Annotated in this window: 20 protein-coding genes and 1 other RNA gene; 17 read left to right on the forward strand and 4 right to left on the reverse strand. The window is 71.5% G+C overall.

The genetic code is table 11. The features are described 5' to 3' along the window. Together LRF89_RS09345 and LRF89_RS09350 are read left to right on the forward strand one after the other, a co-directional pair. Positions 1-624 (forward strand): glutathione S-transferase N-terminal domain-containing protein (locus tag LRF89_RS09345; RefSeq protein WP_274522124.1); only part of this gene is annotated, 624 nt, incomplete at its 5' end. An 18-nt stretch (positions 625-642) separates the two neighbouring features. Then, positions 643-1,074, forward strand: a complete 432-nt coding sequence (locus tag LRF89_RS09350) for a ClpXP protease specificity-enhancing factor (RefSeq protein ID WP_238636984.1) — start codon at positions 643-645, stop codon at positions 1,072-1,074. 55 nt (positions 1,075-1,129) lie between these two features. On the opposite strand, the gene LRF89_RS09355 is transcribed toward LRF89_RS09350, so the two are convergent. From LRF89_RS09355 to LRF89_RS09365, 3 genes are read right to left on the reverse strand one after another with little or no spacing between them, the layout of a single operon-like run. Continuing rightward, on the reverse strand, positions 1,130-1,726 hold the full coding sequence (locus tag LRF89_RS09355) for a phosphoheptose isomerase (protein WP_201172502.1): 597 nt from the start codon (positions 1,724-1,726) through the stop codon (positions 1,130-1,132). Between the two features lie 29 nt (positions 1,727-1,755). Further along, a complete protein-coding gene (locus tag LRF89_RS09360) occupies positions 1,756-2,118 on the reverse strand; it encodes a YraN family protein (RefSeq protein WP_201172498.1) in 363 nt (120 codons plus the stop codon). Then, positions 2,093-3,997 carry a penicillin-binding protein activator gene (locus LRF89_RS09365; protein WP_238636985.1) on the reverse strand — a complete coding sequence of 635 codons (1,905 nt, stop codon included), beginning with the start codon at positions 3,995-3,997 and terminating at the stop codon, positions 2,093-2,095. Before LRF89_RS09365 ends, LRF89_RS09360 begins: the two co-directional genes overlap by 26 nt. Before the next feature lie 80 nt (positions 3,998-4,077). Here LRF89_RS09365 and rsmI point away from each other — a divergent pair, with 80 nt between their 5' ends. Next, on the forward strand, positions 4,078-4,899 hold the full coding sequence (rsmI, locus tag LRF89_RS09370; RefSeq protein WP_238636997.1) for a 16S rRNA (cytidine(1402)-2'-O)-methyltransferase: 822 nt from the start codon (positions 4,078-4,080) through the stop codon (positions 4,897-4,899). A 25-nt stretch (positions 4,900-4,924) separates the two neighbouring features. On the opposite strand, the gene rnpB is transcribed toward rsmI, so the two are convergent. Next, positions 4,925-5,284, reverse strand: an RNA gene (gene rnpB, locus LRF89_RS09375) — RNase P RNA component class A. A gap of 287 nt (positions 5,285-5,571) precedes the next feature. Here rnpB and mraZ point away from each other — a divergent pair. The 14 genes from mraZ to LRF89_RS09445 are packed head-to-tail and all read left to right on the forward strand — an operon-like array spanning position 5,572 to position 20,590. Then, a complete protein-coding gene (gene mraZ / locus LRF89_RS09380; protein ID WP_201172489.1) occupies positions 5,572-6,030 on the forward strand; it encodes a division/cell wall cluster transcriptional repressor MraZ in 459 nt (152 codons plus the stop codon). Between the two features lie 18 nt (positions 6,031-6,048). Further along, complete coding sequence (gene rsmH, locus LRF89_RS09385; RefSeq protein ID WP_201172485.1) at positions 6,049-7,023, forward strand: 16S rRNA (cytosine(1402)-N(4))-methyltransferase RsmH; 975 nt, start codon at positions 6,049-6,051, stop codon at positions 7,021-7,023. After that, positions 7,020-7,292, forward strand: coding sequence for a cell division protein FtsL (gene ftsL, locus LRF89_RS09390; protein ID WP_201172482.1), 273 nt, complete (start codon positions 7,020-7,022; stop codon positions 7,290-7,292). The genes rsmH and ftsL overlap by 4 nt, the downstream gene beginning before the upstream one ends. Positions 7,293-7,302: 10 nt before the next feature. Next, positions 7,303-9,030 carry a peptidoglycan D,D-transpeptidase FtsI family protein gene (locus tag LRF89_RS09395; protein WP_238636986.1) on the forward strand — a complete coding sequence of 576 codons (1,728 nt, stop codon included), beginning with the start codon at positions 7,303-7,305 and terminating at the stop codon, positions 9,028-9,030. Further along, complete coding sequence (locus LRF89_RS09400) at positions 9,027-10,538, forward strand: UDP-N-acetylmuramoyl-L-alanyl-D-glutamate--2,6-diaminopimelate ligase (RefSeq protein WP_238635638.1); 1,512 nt, start codon at positions 9,027-9,029, stop codon at positions 10,536-10,538. The genes LRF89_RS09395 and LRF89_RS09400 overlap by 4 nt, the downstream gene beginning before the upstream one ends. Continuing rightward, a complete protein-coding gene (locus tag LRF89_RS09405; RefSeq protein WP_238633868.1) occupies positions 10,526-11,881 on the forward strand; it encodes a UDP-N-acetylmuramoyl-tripeptide--D-alanyl-D-alanine ligase in 1,356 nt (451 codons plus the stop codon). Before LRF89_RS09400 ends, LRF89_RS09405 begins: the two co-directional genes overlap by 13 nt. An 18-nt stretch (positions 11,882-11,899) precedes the next feature. Next, a complete protein-coding gene (mraY, locus tag LRF89_RS09410; RefSeq protein ID WP_201172595.1) occupies positions 11,900-12,964 on the forward strand; it encodes a phospho-N-acetylmuramoyl-pentapeptide-transferase in 1,065 nt (354 codons plus the stop codon). Next, positions 12,964-14,307 (forward strand): UDP-N-acetylmuramoyl-L-alanine--D-glutamate ligase, encoded by a 1,344-nt coding sequence (gene murD / locus LRF89_RS09415; RefSeq protein WP_238636987.1) that lies wholly within the window; start codon positions 12,964-12,966, stop codon positions 14,305-14,307. Before mraY ends, murD begins: the two co-directional genes overlap by 1 nt. Further along, the gene (gene ftsW / locus LRF89_RS09420) at positions 14,300-15,487 is read left to right on the forward strand and encodes a putative lipid II flippase FtsW (RefSeq protein ID WP_201172464.1); all 1,188 of its coding nucleotides are present in this window, start codon (positions 14,300-14,302) and stop codon (positions 15,485-15,487) included. The genes murD and ftsW overlap by 8 nt, the downstream gene beginning before the upstream one ends. After that, entirely contained in the window at positions 15,484-16,557 is a 1,074-nt protein-coding gene (murG, locus tag LRF89_RS09425) for an undecaprenyldiphospho-muramoylpentapeptide beta-N-acetylglucosaminyltransferase (protein WP_238636988.1), read from the forward strand. Before ftsW ends, murG begins: the two co-directional genes overlap by 4 nt. Then, positions 16,550-18,010 carry a UDP-N-acetylmuramate--L-alanine ligase gene (gene murC / locus LRF89_RS09430; protein WP_201172460.1) on the forward strand — a complete coding sequence of 487 codons (1,461 nt, stop codon included), beginning with the start codon at positions 16,550-16,552 and terminating at the stop codon, positions 18,008-18,010. The genes murG and murC overlap by 8 nt, the downstream gene beginning before the upstream one ends. Continuing rightward, complete coding sequence (gene murB, locus LRF89_RS09435; RefSeq protein ID WP_238636989.1) at positions 18,007-18,909, forward strand: UDP-N-acetylmuramate dehydrogenase; 903 nt, start codon at positions 18,007-18,009, stop codon at positions 18,907-18,909. Before murC ends, murB begins: the two co-directional genes overlap by 4 nt. Beyond that, a complete protein-coding gene (locus LRF89_RS09440) occupies positions 18,906-19,820 on the forward strand; it encodes a D-alanine--D-alanine ligase (RefSeq protein ID WP_238636990.1) in 915 nt (304 codons plus the stop codon). Before murB ends, LRF89_RS09440 begins: the two co-directional genes overlap by 4 nt. Next, positions 19,817-20,590 carry a cell division protein FtsQ/DivIB gene (locus tag LRF89_RS09445; protein WP_238633879.1) on the forward strand — a complete coding sequence of 258 codons (774 nt, stop codon included), beginning with the start codon at positions 19,817-19,819 and terminating at the stop codon, positions 20,588-20,590. The genes LRF89_RS09440 and LRF89_RS09445 overlap by 4 nt, the downstream gene beginning before the upstream one ends. The last annotated feature ends 6 nt before the right edge of the window (positions 20,591-20,596 follow it).

The raw sequence follows: 20,596 nt of genomic DNA on the forward strand, positions 1-20,596 counted from the left end.
CCCCGCGGGGTTGCCGGAGGGCCCGTGATCCGCCTCTACACCGGAGCGTCATGCATCCACAGCCACCGGGCCCGGCTGGCCCTGGCCCTGAAAGGGGTGGAGGCCGAGCGTGTCCCGGTCGACCCGGAGCGTCCGCCTGCGTCGCTGCTGGAGCAGAATCCCTACGGGGATGTCCCGACTCTGGTGGATCGCGATATCGCGCTCTATCATCCCGAGATCATCATCGATTACCTGGATGAGCGGTATCCCCACCCGCCGCTGCTGCCGGTGGACCCGGTCAGCCGGGCCAAGGCGCGACTGGTGGTGCACCGCATGCAGCGTGACTGGTACGCGCTCTACGAACAAATCGAGAACGGTACGGCGGCGCAGGCCCAGCAGGCGCGGCGCGCCCTGCGCGAAAGCCTGGTGGCGGCTGCCGAGCTCTTTGAGGGCCAGCCGTACTTCCTCAGCGATGAGCTGACCATCATGGATCTGACGATCCTGCCGCTGCTGTGGCGACTCCCCGCCGCCGGCGTCGAGTTGCCGGAGCATGCAGCGGCGATCACTCAGTACGCCGAACAGCAGTTTGCAACCGATGCCTTCCGCACCAGCCTGACCCGCGAGGAGCTGGGCCTGCGTGCCTGAAGGCAGGAGGCGCACCCAATGACCCCGAGCCGTCCCTATCTCATCCGGGCGATCTACGAGTGGATCGCCGACAACGGTTACACGCCTTATCTGCTGGTGGACGCCACCCGCGACGACGTGGATGCCCCGCTGGAGTACGCCGAGGATGGTCGCCTCGTGCTCAACGTGGCGCCGCGGGCGGTCCAGGGATTGAGCATGGGCAACGACGAAATCGCCTTCCGGGCGCGTTTCGGTGGCGTGCCGCGCGGCGTGCAGCTGCCGGTCAACGCCGTCATGGCCATCTACGCCCGGGAGAACGGGCAGGGGATGCTCTTCGGGGATGGCGAAGATGCCGAGGCCGAGGGCTACGAGGCCATCGACGCCGGCGGGGACGAGGGCGATGACGGCCCGCCGGATGGCCCCGATGGCCCCGGCGGCGGCAAGCGGCCCAACCTGCGCGTGGTGAAGTAGGCGAGGCGGGGCGGGCGGGGCCGGCCGGGGGCCGTGGTCGACCCGGCTTCGCGGACTAGCCGCCCGGCCCGCCGAACAGCGTGCGATCGATCAGATCGCACAGGCAGTGGATCGCCAGCAGGTGGACCTCCTGGATCCTTGCCGTGGTCTCGCTGGGCACGCGGATCTCGATGTCGTCGCTGGAGAGGTTGGCGGCAAGTGGCCCGCCGTCCCGGCCGCTGAGGGCGACGGTGACCATGCCCCGTTCGGTGGCGGCCTGCTGGGCTGCGAGGATGTTCCCCGAGCCGCCGCTCGTGGAGATGGCCAGGAGGATGTCCCCCTCGTGGCCTAGGGCGCGGATCTGCCGGCCGAAGACCTCGTCGTAGTGGTAATCGTTGGCCACCGAGGTCAGTGTGGAGGAGTCGGTGGTCAGCGCGATGGCCGGCAGGCCCGGTCGCTCCATCTCAAAGCGATTGAGCAGCTCCGAGGAGAAGTGCTGGGCGTCCGCGGCGGAGCCGCCGTTGCCGCAGATCAGGATCTTGCGCTCGGCGCCTAGGGCCCGGGCCATGGCACGCCCGGCCCGGACGATGTCCGGCGCGATGCGATCCAGGGCATCCTGCTTGGCGCGGATGCTGTCGTGGAAGAGCTGTGCCACGCGTTCGTGGGAATCCATGAATCCTCGCTGTCGTCTTGCCGGGCCGGTCAGCGTTCTTCCTGGAACGCATCGCGCACCCAGTGCACTTCGTTTCCGTCCGTGGCGACTACATCGAATCGGGCCCACCCGGGGTTTCGGGCCAGCCAGACGTTGGCGGCGCGGCTCAGGCGCTGGCGCTTGCGGCGGTCCACGGACGCGGCTGCGCCGCCGTACCCCGGGTGGCTGCGTCGGCGGACCTCGACGAACACGGTGACGCCGCCATCGGCCATGACCAGGTCGATCTCGCCCCGGCGTGTCCGGAAGTTCCGTGCCAGTGTTCGCAGCCCCCGCCGCTCCAGGTAGGCGCGTGCCCGCTCCTCGGCCTCGTGGCCCCGGTCGCGGGGGTCATTCCCCCTCCTTCTCGGTGTCATGGTGCCTGCCCTCCGTGGCCGGCTGGCGGAATACCGGGCGCCCGCGCACGAATTGCGCGGTCACCAGCTCGCGTTCGACGATCCGTTCGCTGTTCAGGTGTAGCCCCCCGGTCAGCCCGTCCAGGCGTTCTTCCGGGTGCTCCTCGAGCACTTCTAGGTACGGGAAGATGCGGTAGGCATCGATGCCCAGGGCCACCAGCCGGGCCTGGCGGGCCATGACATCACCGAGCTTCTCGGTCAGCCGCTCGTGCTTGAGCTCCGCCGGGATCCCGGGCGACTGGCCCACCAGCCAGGGGCCGTCGACAAAGTGCAGGCCGTCCAGGTCGCGGTCGTCCTCGGGGCGTGGGGTGCCACCGTAGATATGCGATGTCGACAGGACCGGCACGTCCTGGGCGTGGTGGTATTCGAGCTGCGGGCGCAGCAGTCGGCCCGCTTCGGGGAACGCGGCGAGGAAGACGGCGTCGACGTCCTGGCGGCGGCGCGGCTGGTATTCCAGGGTCTGGCCGAAGGTTCGGGTCAATTCCTGGTGGCGGCGACTGCTGATGCGCAGGTTGAGCACCTCGCGGATGGGGCCTGAGAAGTCCGTTTCATCGGCGTCGTAGGCTTCGCTCTGCAGGACCGTGCCGTCGCCCGCCTCGAAGGTCTCCTGGAAAGCCTGCTGGACCCGCTCACCCCAGTCGGTCCGCGGCGCGAGAACCACCACGCTGGTCCAGCCGCGGCGGTGCGCGTGCCGGGCGGCCTGCTGGGCCTCTGCCTCCGGGCTGAGGGGGAAGAGGAACAGGTGGTCATGGCTGTCGCCGTCCTCCAGGGTGTTGAGAGCCAGGATCGGGGGCGCGTCATCGATGTCGGCGACGGCGCGGACAGCGTCGCGGGTCAGGGGCCCGATGACGGCGTCGCTGCCGGCCTCCCGGGCCTCGGCCAGGGCCGCGCGGGCCCGCTCCGCCTCGCCACCGGTGTCGTGGACGGTGACCTCCGGGCGACGGTTGGCGTCGTTGAAGTAGGCGGCGAGGATGCCGTCACGGACGGCGCGGCCGGCATCGCGGAAGTCTCCGCTGAGTGGCAGCAGCAGGGCGACGTGTTCTGGCCGGCGGATGCGCTCATGAAAGCGCGTGATGAGTTCGGTGGCCTGGCGGTCGCGCGCCGGGTGGTCTGGATAGGCCTCCTCCCAGGCGGACACCGCCTCCTCGAGGCGCTCCGGGTCGAGGCGGTGGCTGCGGGCGATCTGCGCCAGGCGGATCCAGCCGCCGTAGGTGTCGGCGTCCGGCTCGATGGCCTGGAGTTGTTGCGCCGGGGCCCGCCCCAGGGCCTGCCAGATGAGGTTGCGGTTCTCGTCGCGCTGCGACGGCGTCTCCAAGTGGTCCTCGAGGGCCACGCGTTGCTCCACCACCATCAGGTGGTTGTCCAGGCCGGCGGCTGCGGTGGCGCGTAGACGGTGGTAATCCGCCTCCTCGCCGGCCGGTGGCTCGGCCAGGTTATCGAGCAGCGATGCGGCCCGGTCCGGCCGCTCGCGGGCCAAGGCGAGCTGGGCGCGGGCCAAGGTGAAATGCGCCCGTCCCCGGTCGTCGAGATGATCCGGCTCGACCCGGGCCAGCGCCGTGGTGGCGGCGTCGCGCTCGTCGGCATCCAGCCAGGTGCGTGCAGCGGCGATGCTGACTCGATTGCGGTCCGCCGCTTCCTCGTAGGCCTCCGCTGCCGCATCATAGAGCTCCGCGGGGGGGGGGGGGGGGGCCCCCCCCCCCCCCCCCCGGGCCTCATCCGCCTGCGCCTCGGTCTGCTCCGGGGCGTCGGCCGGCGTGACCGGTGCCGGGGCACAGCTGTAGAGTGCCGCCAGCAGCGCGGCCGCGATCAGGAACTGGAGAACGCGCGAGGGGCAGGTCATGGGAACCGTCGGAGAAGCCTGTGGATAAGCCTTCGGAGTATCCGGCGCCCGTCGCACCCGTGTCAAACGGCGGCGGGACGCTGTGGGTGGTGGCGACGCCGATCGGGAATCTGGCCGATCTGAGCCGCCGGGCGGCCGAGATCCTGGGCGGTGTCGAGTGGGTGGCCGCCGAAGATACGCGGCGCACGGGGCGTCTGCTGGAGCAGTACGGCCTGCGGGCGCGCCTGCTGAGCCTGCACGAGCATAACGAGGCCTCGCGCCTGCCCCGCCTGCTCCGGATCCTGGCGGCCGGCCGGGATGTGGCCCTAGTCAGTGATGCGGGTACGCCGCTGCTCAGCGACCCGGGCGCCCGGCTGGTGGCCGCTGCCGCCGCCGAGGGGGTGCCGGTGTCGCCGGTGCCGGGGGCCTGCAGCGTCACGGCCGCGCTCTCGGTGGCCGGATTCGGGGCGGACCGGTTCGTCTTCGACGGCTTCTTGCCTTCGCGCGATGCCGCCCGGCGCAGCCGGCTGCAGGAGCTGGCGGCCGAGCCGCGGACCGCGGTTTTCTTCGAGGCGCCGCACCGCATCGCCGCCTGCCTTCGCGATCTGGTCGCGATCTGCGGTGGACAGCGCCGGGTCGTGGTGGCGCGGGAGTTGACCAAGGTGCACGAGACGCTGCTGCGCGGTGCGCTGGAGGCGGTCCTGGGGCAGGTGGAGGCGGACAGCAATCAGCAGCGGGGAGAGATCGTCGTGGTCCTTGAGGGGGCGCCGGCGCGGGAGGCAGGCGCCGCCGCCGATGACACGCTGCGCGCGCTGCTCGGCGAAGGGGTTCCGGTGAAGCAGGCGGCTCGCGTGGCTGCGCGCCTGACCGGGGGGCGGCGCAACGCCCTATACCAGCGCGCCCTGGAACTCGCCCGGGGCTGAGTCACAGGTCGCGTGGCGGAAAAAAGAGGTGAGTCGGCCTGTAAGCCGGGTTCTGTCGAGGATGGCCATTCCTCTGGGGCGGGCGTCACCGCACGCCTCTAGCGGCCTACCCGGGAGCGGCGCGGGCCACGCCATGGCTCCCCTATTTGGCCTTGCTCCGGGTGGGGTTTACCGTGCCGCGAACCGTTACCGGTCGCGCGGTGCGCTCTTACCGCACCTTTTCACCCTTACCTGTGCCGCCGCTCCGCGGCGGCCATCGGCGGTCTGTTTTCTGTGGCACTTTCCGTGGGCTCACGCCCCCCAGGCGTTACCTGGCACCCTGCCCTGTGGAGCCCGGACTTTCCTCCGTGCCGCGGTGCGGCACAGCGGCCATCCGGCCGACTCCACCCCTATATTACGAACGCGCACGAGCACGTCAACCCTTCAATGACAGGTAGATACCGAAAAGAGCCGATGTGCGTTATTAGCACATGCGGTTAACATCCCGTAACGCCAGTTATTTGGTTGTCGCATCGGCCGCCCTTCGACTTGAAATCCCGTGCGTAACTTCATGTTTGGCGCCGGGCAGTGCGGCGGTACGGCTGGTTGACGGGGTGTGGGCCCCCTCCTATAGTGTCGCAACGTGGTTAAAAGTGGGATAAAAGGGCACGGCATGGAGCAGCGGGGGGCGCGGTGTTTCGCGGAGTCAACCAACTCAACCTGGATGCCAAGGGGCGGCTAGCCTTCCCGTCCCGGCACCGCGACCGCCTCCTGAGTCACTGCAGCGGCGAGGTAGTGGCAACGATCGACTATCGCGATCGTTGCCTGGTCTTCTACCCGCTGCCCGAGTGGGAAGAGATCGAGCGCAAACTGATCGCCCTGCCGGACCTCCAGCCGAGCGCCAAGCGACTCAAACGCCTTCTGATCGGTCACGCCCAGGAACTCCAGGTTGACGGCAACGGACGCGCCCTGGTCCCCCCGCCGTTGCGTGAATACGCCGGCCTGGAAAAGCGGGTGGTGCTGATCGGGCAGGGCAACAAGTTTGAGCTTTGGGATGAGTCCCTCTGGGAGCAGCGGCGGGCGGATTGGCTGCAGGAGGCGGCCGCGTCGGATGCCGAGCTCCCCGGGGAGCTGGAGAGCCTCGCCCTGTAGATCAGGTCAGGGGGCGTCATGTCCGCAGCGGAGATGCGCGCAGTGGCGGAGCAGAAGCCAACGGCGACGACACACCGGCCGGTCCTCTACGAGGCCGCGCTGGAGGCGCTCGCCGTGCGCCCGGACGGCTGCTATGTGGACGCCACCTACGGTCGTGGCGGCCACGCCCGCGGCATCCTCGAGCGGCTGGGGCCCCGCGGCCAGCTGTGGGTCGCGGATCGCGACCCCGAGGCGCTGGCCCACGCCCGCGAGACCCTATCGGATGACCCCCGCTGTACCGTGCTCGGTGCCGAGCTGGCCGATCTGCCCCGAATGTTGTCCGGGTATGGTCTGACCGCCGGTATCGACGGCCTGCTGGCGGATCTCGGTATCTCGTCGCCGCAGGTTGACAACCCCGACCGCGGTTTCTCGTTTCAGCGGGACGGCCCGCTGGACATGCGCATGGACCCGAGTTCCGGCGAGTCGGCCGCGGCGTTGCTCGAGCGTTTGAGCGTGCGCGAGATCGCCGGGATCCTGCGCCAGCTGGGGGAGGAGCGCCACGCCGGGCGTATCGCCCGTGCCGTCGTCGCTGCCCGCGAGGCCGGTGAGCCGCCGCGCACCACCCTGGCGCTGGCCCGGCTGGTCGAGCAGGCGGTGCCACGCCGCGAGCCCGGGCGCCATCCGGCGACGCGGACCTTCCAGGCCCTGCGCATTGCGGTCAATGACGAACTCGGACAGCTGGACCGCTTCCTCGATGGGGTCATCGACCTGCTCGCCCCCGGCGGGCGACTGGCCGTCATCGCTTTCCACTCCCTGGAAGACCGGCGCGTGAAGCGGTTCATCCGCCGGGCCTCGAGCGTCGGCGATCTGCCGCCGTCGGTGCCGGTGCCGCCGGAAGGCTGTCAGCCCCGTCTGCGGCCGCTGGGACGCGATTTGCGCGCGGGCGACGACGAGGTGGCCGGCAACCCGCGCGCACGCAGTGCGGTGCTGCGCGTAGCGGAGCGGCTGTCATGAGCCGTGCGGTCTGGGGCATGACCGTGCTGGTCCCGGCGGTGGTCGCCAGTGCCATCGGCGTGGTGGCCGTCCAGCACGAGTACCGCGGGGTCTTCGTGACCCTGCAGGACGAACTCGAGCGCAGCGACCGGCTGCGCGAGGAGTGGAGCATGCTGCAGCTTGAGCAGGGGGCGTGGGCCGGGCACAGCCGTCTGGAGCGCGTCGCCGGCGAGGAGCTGGGCATGGCGCTGCCCGAGCGTGACGAGATCATCATCCTGAGGCGCCCTTGAGGTGGCGAGAGTGAGCAGGAACACGCGCCGACAACCCCCGCTTCAGGGGCCGCCACGCTGGCGGCTCTACAGCGTCGTGGTGGTGCTGGCCCTGGCCGCCGGTGCCGTGATCCTGCGCGCCCTGGATCTGCAGGTGATCAACAGCGAGTTCCTGCGCGACGAGGCCGACGCCCGCCACCTGCGTACGGTGAGCATGCCGGCGCACCGCGGGGTGATCACCGATCGCAACGGCGAGCCGCTGGCGATCAGTTCACCGGTAGAGTCGGCCTGGGCCAACCCGGCGGAGCTGCTGGAGGACCGGGGGGCCGTCGCCGCCGTGGCCCAGACCCTCGAGCGTGCTCCGGCCGAGCTGCGCGACTTCCTGCAGGCCCGGGAGGGGCGGCAGTTCGTCTACCTGAGGCGCCACCTGTCCCCACGGGTGGCGGCGCGCATCCAGGAACTGGATGCGCCGGGTGTTCAGCTGCAGCAGGAGTTCCGCCGGTTCTATCCGGCCGGCGAGGTGGCCGCGCAGCTGGTCGGCTTCACGGACATCGATGGTCGTGGGCTGGGCGGCGTCGAGCGCGCCTTTAACGATGCCCTGAGCGGGCGTAGCGGCGCCAAGCGTGTGGTCCGTGATCCCTTCGGGCGCACCATCGAGGATGTCGAGCTGCTGCGCGAGCCGCGCCCCGGCGAGGACATCCGCCTCTCGCTGGACCGGCGCATCCAGTATGTGGCGTACCGCGAACTCAAGCGCGCCGTCCATGGCCACGATGCCGAGGGCGGTGCGGCCGTGGTGCTGGATGCAACCACCGGTGAGGTGCTGGCAATGGTCAGCCAGCCCTCGTTCAATCCCCATCGCCGCTCCGGCGTCGAGGCCGAGCAGCGCCGCAATCGGGCGGTGAGCTGGGCCCAGGAGCCGGGGTCGGTGATCAAGCCGTTCACCATCGCCGCCGCCCTGTCCAGCGGGGCCGTGCGCAGCGGGCAGGAGTTCGATACCGCGCCGGGGACCATGCGCGTGGGGCGGCACACGGTCCGCGATTTCCTCGACTACGGCGAGCTCGACATTGCCGGCGTGCTGCAGAAATCCAGCAACGTGGGCACGGTCAAGATGGCCCTGGAGACCGAGCCGCGGGCCCTCTGGAGCACCCTGGAGGATGTGGGCTTCGGCGAGCGTACCCGCAGCGGCCTGCGCGACGAGGTCGCCGGGCACTTCCTGCAGGCGCCGCCGCGGGGCGACGTGCAGCGCGCTACGCTTTCCTACGGTTACGGCGTGACCGCCACGCCCGTGCAGCTGGCGCGCGCCTACGCCGCGGTGGCCCGCGACGGGGTGATGCGCCCGGTTTCTATTCGCGCCCTGGATGATCCCCCGCAGGGCCGGCAGGTGCTCGACCCGGATCTGGCTGCCGAGCTGCGCGCCATGCTCGAGGCCGTGGTCGAGCCCGGCGGGACCGGCACCCGTGCGGCCATCTCCGGTTACCGGGTGGCCGGCAAGACCGGCACGGTGCTCAAGAGCGGCCCCAGCGGCTATGCCGAGGAGGATTACCTCGCCTCCTTCGTCGGTTTCGCCCCGGCGTCGGACCCGCGGCTGGTCATGGCGGTGACCATCGATCAGCCCCGCGGCGATCTCTACTACGGCGGCCAGGTGGCGGCGCCGGTGTTCTCCCGGGTGATGGGCAGTGCGCTGCGGATGCTCAACGTGCCGCCGGACGATCTCCCGGAGCTCGAGGTGCCCGTCGTCGCCGAGGGGGAGGGGTCATGAGCGCTTTGTCCGCATCCGGGGTCACCCTGCGCTGGCTGTTCGAACCGTGGGTCGGTGGCGAACTCCCGGCGGTTTCGGTCCGCGGGCTGGCCCTCGATACCCGGCGCCTTGAGCCCGGCGCCGTGTTCCTGGCGCTGTCCGGCAGCCGCGAGCACGGACTTGCCTACGTGCCCGCAGCGGTAGCTGCCGGGGCTGCTGCTGTGGCGTGGGATACGGACGACGACGCTGATGCCGCGCCGGCGCGTGCCGCTGCCGAGGCGGCCGGCGTGCCGATGGTCGGTGTGCCGGGCCTGCGCCGATACCTGGGTGCTGTTGCTGCGCGCCTTTACCGGGAGCCATCCCGGGATCTGGATGTCATCGCGGTTACCGGCACCGACGGCAAGACCTCGGTCACCCATTTCATTGCCCAGCTGCTCAGCACCGCCGAGGCGCCCTGGGGCGTGGTCGGAACCCTTGGCCACGGCCTGGTGGACCGGCTGCGCCCGGGTGTGCTGACCACACCGGACGCTGTGGCCCTGCAGGAGGCCTTGGCCGATTGTCGCCAGGCGGGCGCCCGCGGCGTGGCCATGGAGGCTTCCTCCCACGCCCTGGAGCAGGGGCGATTGTCCGCCACAGCGGTGGATCTGGCCGTACTCACCCACTTGGGGCGCGACCACCTAGATTACCACGGCTCGGTCGAGGCGTATGCCGACGCCAAGAGCCGGCTGTTCGAGTTCCCCAGTTTGCGGGCCCAGGTGCTCAACCTGGACGACGAACTCGGCCGGCGCCTGCACGACCGGGCCGCCGGTGCGGTCTTCACCTACAGCGCTGCCGGCGCCGCTGCGGACCTCTCCGCCGAGGCGGTAACCCCGGTGGCCGACGGCGTTCAGCTCACACTCTGTCTGGGCGGGATCCGACGCTCGGTGCGACTGCCCCTGTTCGGGCGCTTCAACGTGGCCAACGTGCTGGCGGCAGTGGCGGCGGCCCTGGCTTTAGGGCGGCCCATGGACGCCGTTCTCGATCGGCTGGCGACGCTGCGTCCGGTGCCGGGGCGGATGGAGCAGTTCCAGGCCGTCGGGGCACCGCTGGTGGTGGTGGACTACGCCCATACACCGGGGGCCCTGGAGCAGGCGCTGAGCGCCCTGCGCGCGCATACCGACGGGCGGTTGTGCGTCGTATTCGGCTGCGGGGGCGAGCGCGACACCGGCAAGCGCCCGCTGATGGGCGAGGTCGCAGCGCGCCTGGCCGACCGGGTGGTGATCACCGATGACAACCCCCGGGGCGAGGATGCCGCCGCCATCCGGGCGTCCGTGGCCGACGGGGCCGGCGAGGCGGCCGAACTGGTGGCGGATCGGGGCGCGGCCATCCGCGAGGCTGTCGCCTGGGGGGGCGCCGGAGATGTGGTCCTGGTCGCCGGCAAGGGCCATGAGACGGACCAGGAAGTGGACGGGCACCGGCTGCCTTTCTCTGACCGTGAGGAGGTGGCGCGGCTGCTCGGCGCTGCCGAGGAGGGTGCATGGACCCGCTGAGCCTGCATCAGGTGGCTGCGCTGACCGGTGCCGAACTCGTCGGTCGTGACGGCGGTGCGACGGTGAACGGTGTTGCGCTGGATAGCCGCCGGTCCGCGCCGGGGACGCTCTTCGTGGCCCTGGCCGGGGCCCGCAGCGATGGCCACGACTTTGCTGCCGACGCCGCGGCGCGGGGCGCCGTGGCGGTCCTCGGGGCTCGGCCGGTGGCGGCGCTGCCCACGCTGGTGGTCGAGGACCCGGCCGCGGCCCTCGCGCTTCTGGGCGCGGAGTGTCGGCGTCGCAGCGGGGCGCGCGTGGTGGCCGTCACCGGCAGCAACGGCAAGACCACGGTCAAGGAACTGCTGGCGGCGATGCTTGCCGAAACCGGTCCGACGCTGGCCACCGAGGGCAACCGGAACAACCTGCTGGGCGTCCCGGAGATGCTCTGCCGGCTTGATGGTGGGCACCGCTACGCCGTCATCGAGATGGGTGCCAACGCACCCGGTGAGATTGCACAGCTCACCGTGTGGGCGCAGCCGGACGTGGGTGTGGTGACCAACGCCGGGCCAGCACACCTGGAGGGCTTCGGCTCGCTCAACGGAGTCGCCCGCGCCAAGGGCGAACTCTTTGAGGGGCTGCCCGGCCACGGCGTTGCCGTGATCCATGCCGACGACGACTACAGCGGCCTGTGGCGGGAGCTGGCCGGCGCGCGGCGCTGCCTGACCTTCGGCGCCGAGACCGGTCAGATCCGCTACCGGGGGCGGGGCAGCCGGCTCGAGCTGGATCTCGGAGGCGGCTGGACGGCAGCGCCGACGCCGCTGCTCGGTCGCCACAACGCCCAGAACATCGCCGCCGCCGCGGCCTGCGCCGCCGCGCTCGAGGTGCCGGCCCGGACCATCCTGGAGCGGGTGGCGGCCGCCGCGGCCGTGCCGGGGCGGCTGCAGCTGCGCTGGGGGTGTCACGGGGGGTGGCTGGTGGATGATACCTACAACGCCAACCCGGCAAGCCTGCAGGCCGCCATCGATACGGTCACGGAGTTCGGCGGTGCGCCCTGGCTGCTCCTCGGGGCCATGGGCGAGCTCGGCCGGGAGGCGGCGGACTGGCATCGCCGCGCCGGGCAACGGGCGCGGGCTGCCGGGATCCAGCGGCTTTGGACCCTGGGCGGGGCCGCTGCCCCGGCTGCCGAGGGCTTCGGGGTTGGCGGGCGCTGTTTTGACGACGCCTCGGCGCTGATCGAGGCGTGCCGGGCCGAGATGCCCGCCGATGCAGTGGTGCTGGTGAAGGGGTCGCGCTCCGCCGCCATGGAGCACGTGGCGGCAGGCCTGGCCGCGGAAGAATCGACAACGGAAGGGGGGGATCGCTAGGTGCTCTACCACTTGGCCATGGTGCTGGAGACGTTCTACTCGGGATTCAACGTCTTCCAGTACATTACGTTCCGGACCATCCTCGGGGTGCTCACGGCCCTGGGGATCGCGCTGATGATCGGCCCTGCGGTGATCCAGCGCCTGGTGCTCCACCAGGTCGGACAGCAGGTCCGGGACGATGGCCCGCAGACGCACCTGGAGAAGGCGGGCACCCCCACCATGGGCGGCGCGCTGATCCTCGTCGCCATCGCGGTGTCTACCCTGCTCTGGGCGGATCTGACCAATCGCTACGTCTGGGTGGTCCTGCTGGTGACCCTCGCCTTCGGCGTGATCGGCGGGGTCGACGACGCCCTCAAGCTGGCCCGGCAGGACAGCCAGGGGCTGCGCGCCCGGACCAAGTTCTCGCTGCAGATGCTCGCGGCCCTGGCGGCAAGCACGTTCCTGTTCGCCACCGCCGCCGACCCGGTGGAGACCAGCCTGGTGCTGCCGCTGGTCAAGGAGTGGGTCTTCCCGCTAGGTATCGGGTTCATCGCGCTGGCAACGCTGGTGATCGTGGGCAGCTCCAACGCCGTCAACCTCACCGACGGGCTCGATGGCCTGGCCATCATGCCTACGGTGCTGGTGGCCACCGGCCTGGCGGTCTTCGCCTACGCCAGCGGGCACCACATCTTCGCCGAGTACCTCGGGATCCCGTCAGTGCCCGGGGTAGGGGAGCTGGTGATCTTCTGTGGCGCCATCGTCGGCGCCGGACTCGGGTTCCTCTGGTACAACACCTACCCGGCCCAGGTGTTCATGGGCGACGTGGGCGCCCTGGCCCTCGGCGCCGCCCTGGGCGTGGTGGCCGTGGCCGTCCGCCAGGAGATCGTTCTGTTCATCATGGGTGGCATCTTCGTCATGGAGACGGTCTCCGTGATGATCCAGGTCCTCTCCTACAAGCTGACCGGGCGGCGCGTGTTCCGCATGGCGCCGCTGCACCACCACTACGAACTCAAGGGCTGGCCCGAGCCGCGGGTGATCGTCCGCTTCTGGATCATCACCGTGGTCCTGGTCCTGATCGGTCTGGCGATGTTGAAGGTGCGCTAATGGCAGCAGGCGACCGCCATCACGGATATACCGCCGTCGCCGGCCTCGGTGCCACGGGGATGGCCTGCGTGCGCCATTTGCGCGCCCGTGGCGAGGCGGTCGCGGTGGTGGATAGCCGCAGCGAGCCGCCCCGCCTGGGGCAGCTGCAGGCCGAGCACCCCGAGGTCCAGGTGGTGACCGGGGGGCTGGATCGGGAAACCCTGCTCGGCGCGGTTCGGGTGGTGGCCAGTCCGGGGCTCGATCTGCGTCACGGGGTTTGGGCCGAGTTGCGCGCCGCCGGGCGGCCGGTGGTGGGCGAGCTGACCCTGTTCGCCGAGGCGGTGAACGCGCCGGTCTGCGCGGTGACTGGGTCCAACGGCAAGAGCACCGTGGTCAGCCTGCTCGGCGAAATGGCCCGGGCCGCCGGGCTCGACGTCGCCGTGGGTGGCAATTTGGGGACGCCGGCGCTGGAGCTGCTGACCCGGGCGCCGGCCGATGGCTATGTGCTGGAGGTGTCGAGCTTCCAGCTGGAAGCGTGCCCCGGGTTTCAGGCCGACGTGGCGGCGGTGCTCAATGTCAGCGCCGATCACATGGACCGCTATGACCGCCTTGCTGACTACGCGGCGGTCAAGGCGCGGCTGCTCGAGGGGGTCGGGACAGCGGTGCTCAACGCCGAGGATCCACATCTGGCCGAGCTGGGACGCCAGGCCGGCACGGTGCGCCGCTTCGCGATCGACCGGCCGGCCGACTACCACCTGCTCGAGCGGGACGGCGGTACCTGGCTCGCCGTCGCCGGTCGGCCGCGGGTGGCCGCCGATGCGCTTCCCGTGCCCGGTCGCGCCCACTGCGCCAATGCGCTGGCCGCTATGGCCCTGGCCGACGCCTTGGGGATCCCGGAAGCCGCGCAGTGCAAGGCCTTGAAGGCCTTTGCCGGACTGCCGCACCGCATGGAGCCGGTGGGCGAGTGGTGCGGGGTGCGCTGGATCAACGACTCCAAGGCGACCAATGTCGGTGCTGCCGTGGCTGCCATCAGCGGCCTGCAGCGGCCGGTGGTGCTGATCGCCGGCGGGCAGGGCAAGGGTGCGGATTTCCGGCCGCTGGGCCGGGTCTGTGCCGAATCGGCGCGGGCCGTCATCCTCGTGGGCGAGGACGCGCCGGCTATCGAGGCGGCCATCGCCGGCCGCGTGCCCACTGAGCGGGTCGGCGGCATGATCGCTGCCGTGGCGGCCGCCGCCCGCTGGGCCGAGCCGGGTGACGCCGTTCTGCTGGCGCCGGCGTGCGCCAGCTTTGATGCCTACAGCGGCTTCGAGGCACGCGGCGAGGCGTTCCGCGACGCCGTTCGCGGGGAGGTGGCCCATGGCTGAGATGACCGCAGGCGTTGCCGAACGCGGTACGCGGCTGCCGCTGTGGCCAAGCCTGGACCAGCGGCTGGTCTGGGTGGTGGCGGCTACGGCGCTGCTCGGCCTGGTCATGGTCGCTTCGGCCTCGATTTCCATGGCCGAGCAGGCCACCGGCGATCCGTTCTACTTCTTCAAGCGCCAGGTCTTCTTCGCCCTGCTCGGCCTGGGCATGGTCCTGGCCCTCCTGCAGGTCCCGCTGGCCACCTGGGAGCGGGCCGGCCCGGGGCTCCTGCTCGTCGCGCTGGGGTTGCTCGTGCTGGTGCTGATCCCCGGTGTGGGGCGCGAGGTCAATGGTGCCGTGCGCTGGATCCCGCTGGGCGTGTTCAACCTGCAGGTCGCCGAGGTGGTCAAGGTGCTGCTGGCCCTCTATCTCGCCGGTTTCCTGGTGCGCCGACAGCAGCAGCTGCGCACCTCCATGGCTGCCTTCCTGGTCCCGGTGCTGGTTTCGGCGGCGTGTGCCTTCCTGCTGCTGCGGCAGCCCGATTTCGGCACCGCGCTGATGCTCATGGCGCTGGCGGTGGGTCTGCTCTACCTGGCGGGCGCGCCGTTGTGGCGGTTCGTCACCCTGGTGGGGGTGCTGGCGGCGGCGGCCGCCGCCCTGGTGGTCTACTCGCCCTACCGCTGGCAGCGGGTGACCGCCTTCATGGATCCCTGGTCCGATCCGTTCAATACCGGATTCCAGCTCACCCAGTCGCTGATCGCCATCGGCCGCGGAGACTGGCTGGGTGTGGGGCTCGGCGGCAGCGTGCAGAAGCTCTTCTACCTGCCCGAGGCGCACACCGATTTCGTCTTCTCGGTGCTGGCCGAGGAGCTGGGCTGGATCGGCGTGGTCGTCGTGGTCCTGCTCTTCGCCTACATCGTCTGGCGGGCCATGGCCATGGGCTGGCTGTGCCACCGCCACCGACTGCCCTTCGCCGGTTACCTGGCCTGGGCGGTGGGGCTGGCCATCGGCCTGCAGGCGTTCATCAATATGGGGGTGGCCACCGGGCTGCTGCCGACCAAGGGCCTGACCTTGCCGCTGTTCAGCTACGGCGGCAGCAGCGCCCTGGCGACGGGCGCCATGATTGGGCTGCTGCTGCGCTGTGGCTACGAGTTGGCCGAGGCGCGGGCCGAGGGGCGCCGTCCCGAGGAGGAGCCGTCATGACCGCGCTGACCGTGGCCATCGCCGCCGGTGGCACCGGCGGGCACGTCTACCCCGGCCTGGCGGTGGCCGAGCTGCTGCGCGAGCGTGGCCACCGGGTGGTCTGGCTCGGGACGCGCAGCGGCCTGGAGGGCCGCGTCGTGCCCGCCGCCGGGGTCGAGGCCGAGTGGCTGGAGATCCAGGGGCTGCGCGGCAAGGGGCTGGCCGCGCAGCTCCGGCTGCCCTGGCGGCTGGGGCGCGCAGTGGCGGTTGCCGGGGCCGCTTTGCGTCGCCGGCGTCCGGATGTGGTCCTCGGCATGGGCGGCTACGTGGCCGGGCCGGTCGGGTTGGCCGCCCGGCTCGCCGGGCGGCCGCTGGTGATCCACGAGCAGAACGCCCGGGCCGGGCTGACCAATCGCTTCCTGGCTCGCCTCGGGCGCCGCGTGCTGACCGGGTTCCCCGATACCCTGGGGGCGCGGGGCGAGTGGGTGGGCAATCCCATCCGCACAAGCATCCACCGGCTGGAGGCGCCGCGATCCCGTTACGCCGGGCGCCCGGAGGCGCCGCGGGTTCTGGTGCTCGGCGGCAGCCAGGGGGCGCGGACCCTGAACCGTTTCGTCCCGAAAGCGCTGGCCGGCCTCGACGGGCCGCGGCCGCAGGTGCTGCATCAGGCCGGCGAGCTCACCCTGGAGGAGGCGCGCACCGGGTATCGGCAGCTGGGCCTGGACGCGGAGGTGGTGCCGTTCATCGAGGACATGGCCGGCGCCTATGCCTGGGCGGATCTGGTGGTGGCCCGCGCCGGTGCCCTGACCGTGGCCGAGCTGGCCGCGGCCGGGGTGCCGGCCGTGCTGGTGCCGCTCCCCTGGGCGGTGGACGACCACCAGACGGCCAACGCCGAGCTGCTGTGCGCCGCCGGCGCAGCCCGGTGTCTGCCTGAGGGCGACGTGGAGCAGGGGGCGCTGGGTGCGGTGCTTGCCGATCTGCTCGCCGACCGTGAACGCCTGGCGGGGATGGGGGAGGCGGCTCGCGACGTGGCGCGCCCGGATGCCACCGACCGCGTGGCGACGATCTGTGAGGAGGTGGCCCATGGCTGATGCAGTCCCTGCACGCGAGCCGCGTTTCGCCGCGCCGGCCGATGGCCGTGGCGCCTTCGGCCGGGTGCGCCGCATCCACTTCGTGGGCATCGGCGGGGCCGGGATGGGTGGCATCGCCGAGGTGTTGCACAACCTCGGCTTCACCATCACCGGATCCGACGTCAAGTCGGGCGCCGTGGTGGAGCGCCTGCTCGGTCTCGGGGTGGCGGTGCGGATCGGCCACGATCCGGGCCATGTCGAGGGCGTGGACGCGGTCGTGGTCTCCACTGCTGTCACCGAGGAGAACCCCGAGGTGCAGGCGGCGCGCCAGCAGCGCATCCCGGTGGTGCCGCGGGCCGAGATGCTCGCCGAGCTGATGCGCTTCCGTCACGGTGTGGCGGTGGCCGGCACCCACGGCAAGACGACGACGACCTCCCTGCTGGCCAGCTGCTTGGCCGAGGGCGGGTTGGATCCGACCTTCGTCATCGGCGGGCGGTTGATCAGTGCCGGGGCGCACGCGCGCCTGGGTGCCGGGCCCTACCTGGTGGCCGAGGCCGACGAGAGCGACGCCTCGTTCCTTCATCTCAAGCCGATGATGGCGGCGGTGACCAACGTGGATGCCGACCACCTGGGCACCTACGGCGGTGATTTCGACGCCCTGCGCCGGACCTTCATCGAGTTCCTGCACCATCTGCCGTTCTACGGCCTGGCGGTGCTCTGCATCGACGACCCGGAGGTGCGCCGGCTGCGCGAAGAGATCGGCCGGCCGGTTCTGACTTACGGCTTTTCCGCGGATGCCGACGTGCGGGTCAGTGCCCTGGAGGCCGACGGCCATCGCACCCGGTTCCGGGTCGAGGAGGGCGATGACGCCGCCTTCGCCGTGGAGCTGAGCCTGCCCGGACGGCACAACGTGCTCAATGCCACCGCTGCCATCGCCCTGGCCCGAGAGCTGGGGGTGGATGTGGCGGCAATCCAGCGGGCGCTGTCCGGCTTCCAGGGTATCGGCCGGCGCTTCCAGGTTTATCCCGACATCCCGCTCGCCGGGGGGGCGGCGGCGCTGGTCGATGACTACGCCCATCATCCCCGGGAGCTGGAGGCGACCCTGGAGGCGGCCCGCGCCGCCTGGCCGGAGCGGCGCCTGGTGGTGGTCTTCCAGCCGCACCGCTACACCCGCACGCGGGAGCTTTTCGACGATTTCGCGCGGGTGCTCAGTGGCACCGACGCGCTGGTGCTCACCGAGGTCTATGCCGCCGGCGAGGCGCGTTTGCCCGGCGCCGACGGCCGGGCGCTGGCCTCGGCGGTGCGCGATCGCGGCGGTGCGCAGCCGATCTTCGCAGACAGCCTGGACGAGGTGCCGGGGCTGCTGGCCGGGCTGCTGCGCGATAACGACGTGGTGCTGACCCTGGGTGCCGGCAGCATCGGTGGGCTCCCGGCGCGCCTGGGCGCCGGCCCGGCGGCGGGAGGTGCGGCGTGAGCGCGGCGGTCGAGCGGCGGCGGATCCGGCCCGGCGAGTGGCGCGAGCAGGAGCCGCTGGCCGGCTACACCACCTGGCGGGTTGGTGGGCCGGCGCGTCGGCTCTGCTGTCCGGCCGGCCGCGACGGGCTGGTCGACTGCCTGGCGCGCCTGCCAGCTGACGAGCCGCTGCTCTGGTGTGGTCTGGGCAGCAACCTGCTGGTCCGCGATGGTGGCGTGGCAGGGACGGTCGTCCTGACCCAGGGCGGGTTGGACGAGCTGGTGGTGGGGGCGCATGGCCGGGTCCACGCGGAAGCCGGCGTGGCGTGCGGTCGCCTGGCTCGGGCGGCAGTCCGGGAGGGGCTGGCCGGGCTCGAGTTCCTGGCCGGTATCCCGGGCACCGTGGGAGGGGCCCTGGCCCTCAATGCCGGCGCCTGGGGCGGCGAGACTTGGGAGCGCGTGGTCGAGGTCGAGACCATCGATCGCCAGGGGCACATCCGGCGGCGGGCTCCGGCCGATTTCCGGATCGGCTATCGCAGTGTGGCCGGCCCCGCCGGCGAGTGGTTCCTAGCCGCGACCTGGGAACTGCCCCCCGCCGATGCGCAGGTGCTCCGCGAGCGGGTGCGGGCGCTGCTGCAGCATCGCAACGCCGTGCAGCCAGTGGGGCAGCCCACTTGCGGTTCGGTCTTCCGCAATCCCACGGGGGATGCGGCCGGGCGGCTGATTGAGGAGGCCGGTTTGAAGGGGGCGCGGCGCGGCGGTGCCCGGGTCTCCGAGCGCCACGCCAATTTCATCATCAACGAGGGTGGCAGTGCGGCGGATATCGAGGGGCTCATGGCGCAGGTCCGGGAGCGGGTTGCTGTGGTGCACGGTGTATGGCTGGAACCCGAGGTTCATGTGATCGGGGAGGTGCGGCCATGACTGGTATCCCGGATCCGCAGCGGGTCGGTCGCGTGGCGGTGCTCATGGGGGGCACTTCCGCCGAGCGGGACATCTCCCTGCGCAGTGGCGGGGCGGTGCTCGCCGCGCTGCAGCGCCGCGGCTACGACGCCGAGGCCTACGACCCCCGTGACCGCGCCCTGGAGGGGCTGCGGGGCTACGACGTGGTCTTCATCGCCCTGCATGGGCGGGGGGGTGAGGACGGTACGGTACAGGGGCTGCTGGAGCTGCTCGGGGTGCCGCACACCGGCAGCGGTGTCCTCGGCTCGGCGCTGGGCATGGACAAGTGGCGCTGCAAACGGCTCTGGCAGGGTAGTGGACTGCCCACGCCGGCGGGTCAGCTGCTCACCAGCGAGTCTCCGGTGCTGGCCGAGGGGCTGGCGTATCCGGTGATCGTCAAGCCGGTCCGGGAAGGGTCGAGTCTGGGCATGACCCGGGTTGACGGGCCGGCGCAGCTGGCCGAGGCCTACCGGGCAGCGGCGGCCTACGACGATACAGTCCTCGCGGAGCAGTGGGTCGAGGGCGAGGAGTACACCGTGGCGCTGCTCGGCGATCGGGCGTTGCCGTCGATCCGGCTGGAGACATCCCACGCCTTCTTCGACTACGCCGCCAAGTACCAGGCCGACGATACCGGGCACCACTGCCCGAGCGGTCTGGGTGCGGACGAGGAGGCGGAGCTCGGCGCGCTGTGTCGCGAGGCCTTTTCCGCCAGCGGCGGCAACGGTTGGGGGCGGGTGGATGTCATGCGGGATGCCGACGGACGCTGGTGGCTGTTGGAGGTGAACACCATCCCGGGCATGACGGATCACTCGCTGGTCCCGATCGCTGCGGCGCAGGCCGGTATCGGTTTCGATGAGCTGGTGGCTCGCATTCTCGGGGAGGCGTTGCCGTGAGCCGCGAAGACTGGAGAGACCTGCTGGGCCGGCAGCCTACGCGCCGCAAGCGGGTCGGCGCCCCGGGGCTGCGGGGCTGGCTCTGGGGTGGAGCGGTGGCGCTGTTGGCCACCGGCGCTGCCGGTATGGCCACCGTGGCGCTTCAGGAGGGGCGGATTCTGCCCCTGGAGCGGGTGGAACTGAGCGCCGCGCCGGAGCGCGTGGCGGACGATGACTTGCGCCAGGCGCTGGCACCGCACTTGCACAGGAGTGTGCTGGGGGTGGATGTGCGCGGCGCCCGGGACGCCCTGGAGGCGCTGCCCTGGGTGGCGGGTGCCGAGGTGCGCCGGGCCTGGCCGGGGCGGATCCAAGTGACCTTGCGTGAGCGCGAGCCGCTGGCGCGCTGGGGAGAGCAGGCGCTGGTCGACCGCGACGGCGAGCGGTTCGAGCCGCGGCCGGCGAGCATCCCGGAGGGGCTCCCGGTGCTGCGCGGTCCGGACGGCAGCGAGGGTGAGATGGCCGGCTTGTTCAGGGAGGTGCAGCAACGACTCGCTGAGCGCGGTGTCAACCTGGTGGCGCTCGGTCTTTCGCCCCGGGGGTCCTGGAGCGCGCGGCTGGAGGGCGGCATTGAGATGGCCCTGGGCCGGCAGCACCCGGGCGAGCGCGTGGAGCGCTTCGCCGCCGTGCTGCCGGCCTTGGAAGAACGACAAGAGGCCCCGATGGAGCGGGTCGATCTGCGCTACCCCAACGGCTTTGCCGTGGCTTGGGGTGCGGCAGACGAAGCGGACTGAAGGCGG

This window comes from Halorhodospira sp. 9621 (assembly GCF_022228055.1).
GTDB lineage: Bacteria > Pseudomonadota > Gammaproteobacteria > Nitrococcales > Halorhodospiraceae > Halorhodospira > Halorhodospira halophila_A.

Coding starts and splice junctions, on each gene's coding strand:
- LRF89_RS09350 (WP_238636984.1), top strand. CDS start 643: ATGACCCCGAGCCGTCCCTATCTCATCCGGGCGATCTACGAGTGGATC.
- LRF89_RS09355 (WP_201172502.1), bottom strand. CDS start 1,726: ATGGATTCCCACGAACGCGTGGCACAGCTCTTCCACGACAGCATCCGC.
- LRF89_RS09360 (WP_201172498.1), bottom strand. CDS start 2,118: ATGACACCGAGAAGGAGGGGGAATGACCCCCGCGACCGGGGCCACGAG.
- LRF89_RS09365 (WP_238636985.1), bottom strand. CDS start 3,997: ATGACCTGCCCCTCGCGCGTTCTCCAGTTCCTGATCGCGGCCGCGCTG.
- rsmH (WP_201172485.1), top strand. CDS start 6,049: ATGTCCGCAGCGGAGATGCGCGCAGTGGCGGAGCAGAAGCCAACGGCG.
- ftsL (WP_201172482.1), top strand. CDS start 7,020: ATGAGCCGTGCGGTCTGGGGCATGACCGTGCTGGTCCCGGCGGTGGTC.
- LRF89_RS09400 (WP_238635638.1), top strand. CDS start 9,027: ATGAGCGCTTTGTCCGCATCCGGGGTCACCCTGCGCTGGCTGTTCGAA.
- LRF89_RS09405 (WP_238633868.1), top strand. CDS start 10,526: ATGGACCCGCTGAGCCTGCATCAGGTGGCTGCGCTGACCGGTGCCGAA.
- mraY (WP_201172595.1), top strand. CDS start 11,900: ATGGTGCTGGAGACGTTCTACTCGGGATTCAACGTCTTCCAGTACATT.
- murD (WP_238636987.1), top strand. CDS start 12,964: ATGGCAGCAGGCGACCGCCATCACGGATATACCGCCGTCGCCGGCCTC.
- ftsW (WP_201172464.1), top strand. CDS start 14,300: ATGGCTGAGATGACCGCAGGCGTTGCCGAACGCGGTACGCGGCTGCCG.
- murG (WP_238636988.1), top strand. CDS start 15,484: ATGACCGCGCTGACCGTGGCCATCGCCGCCGGTGGCACCGGCGGGCAC.
- murC (WP_201172460.1), top strand. CDS start 16,550: ATGGCTGATGCAGTCCCTGCACGCGAGCCGCGTTTCGCCGCGCCGGCC.
- LRF89_RS09440 (WP_238636990.1), top strand. CDS start 18,906: ATGACTGGTATCCCGGATCCGCAGCGGGTCGGTCGCGTGGCGGTGCTC.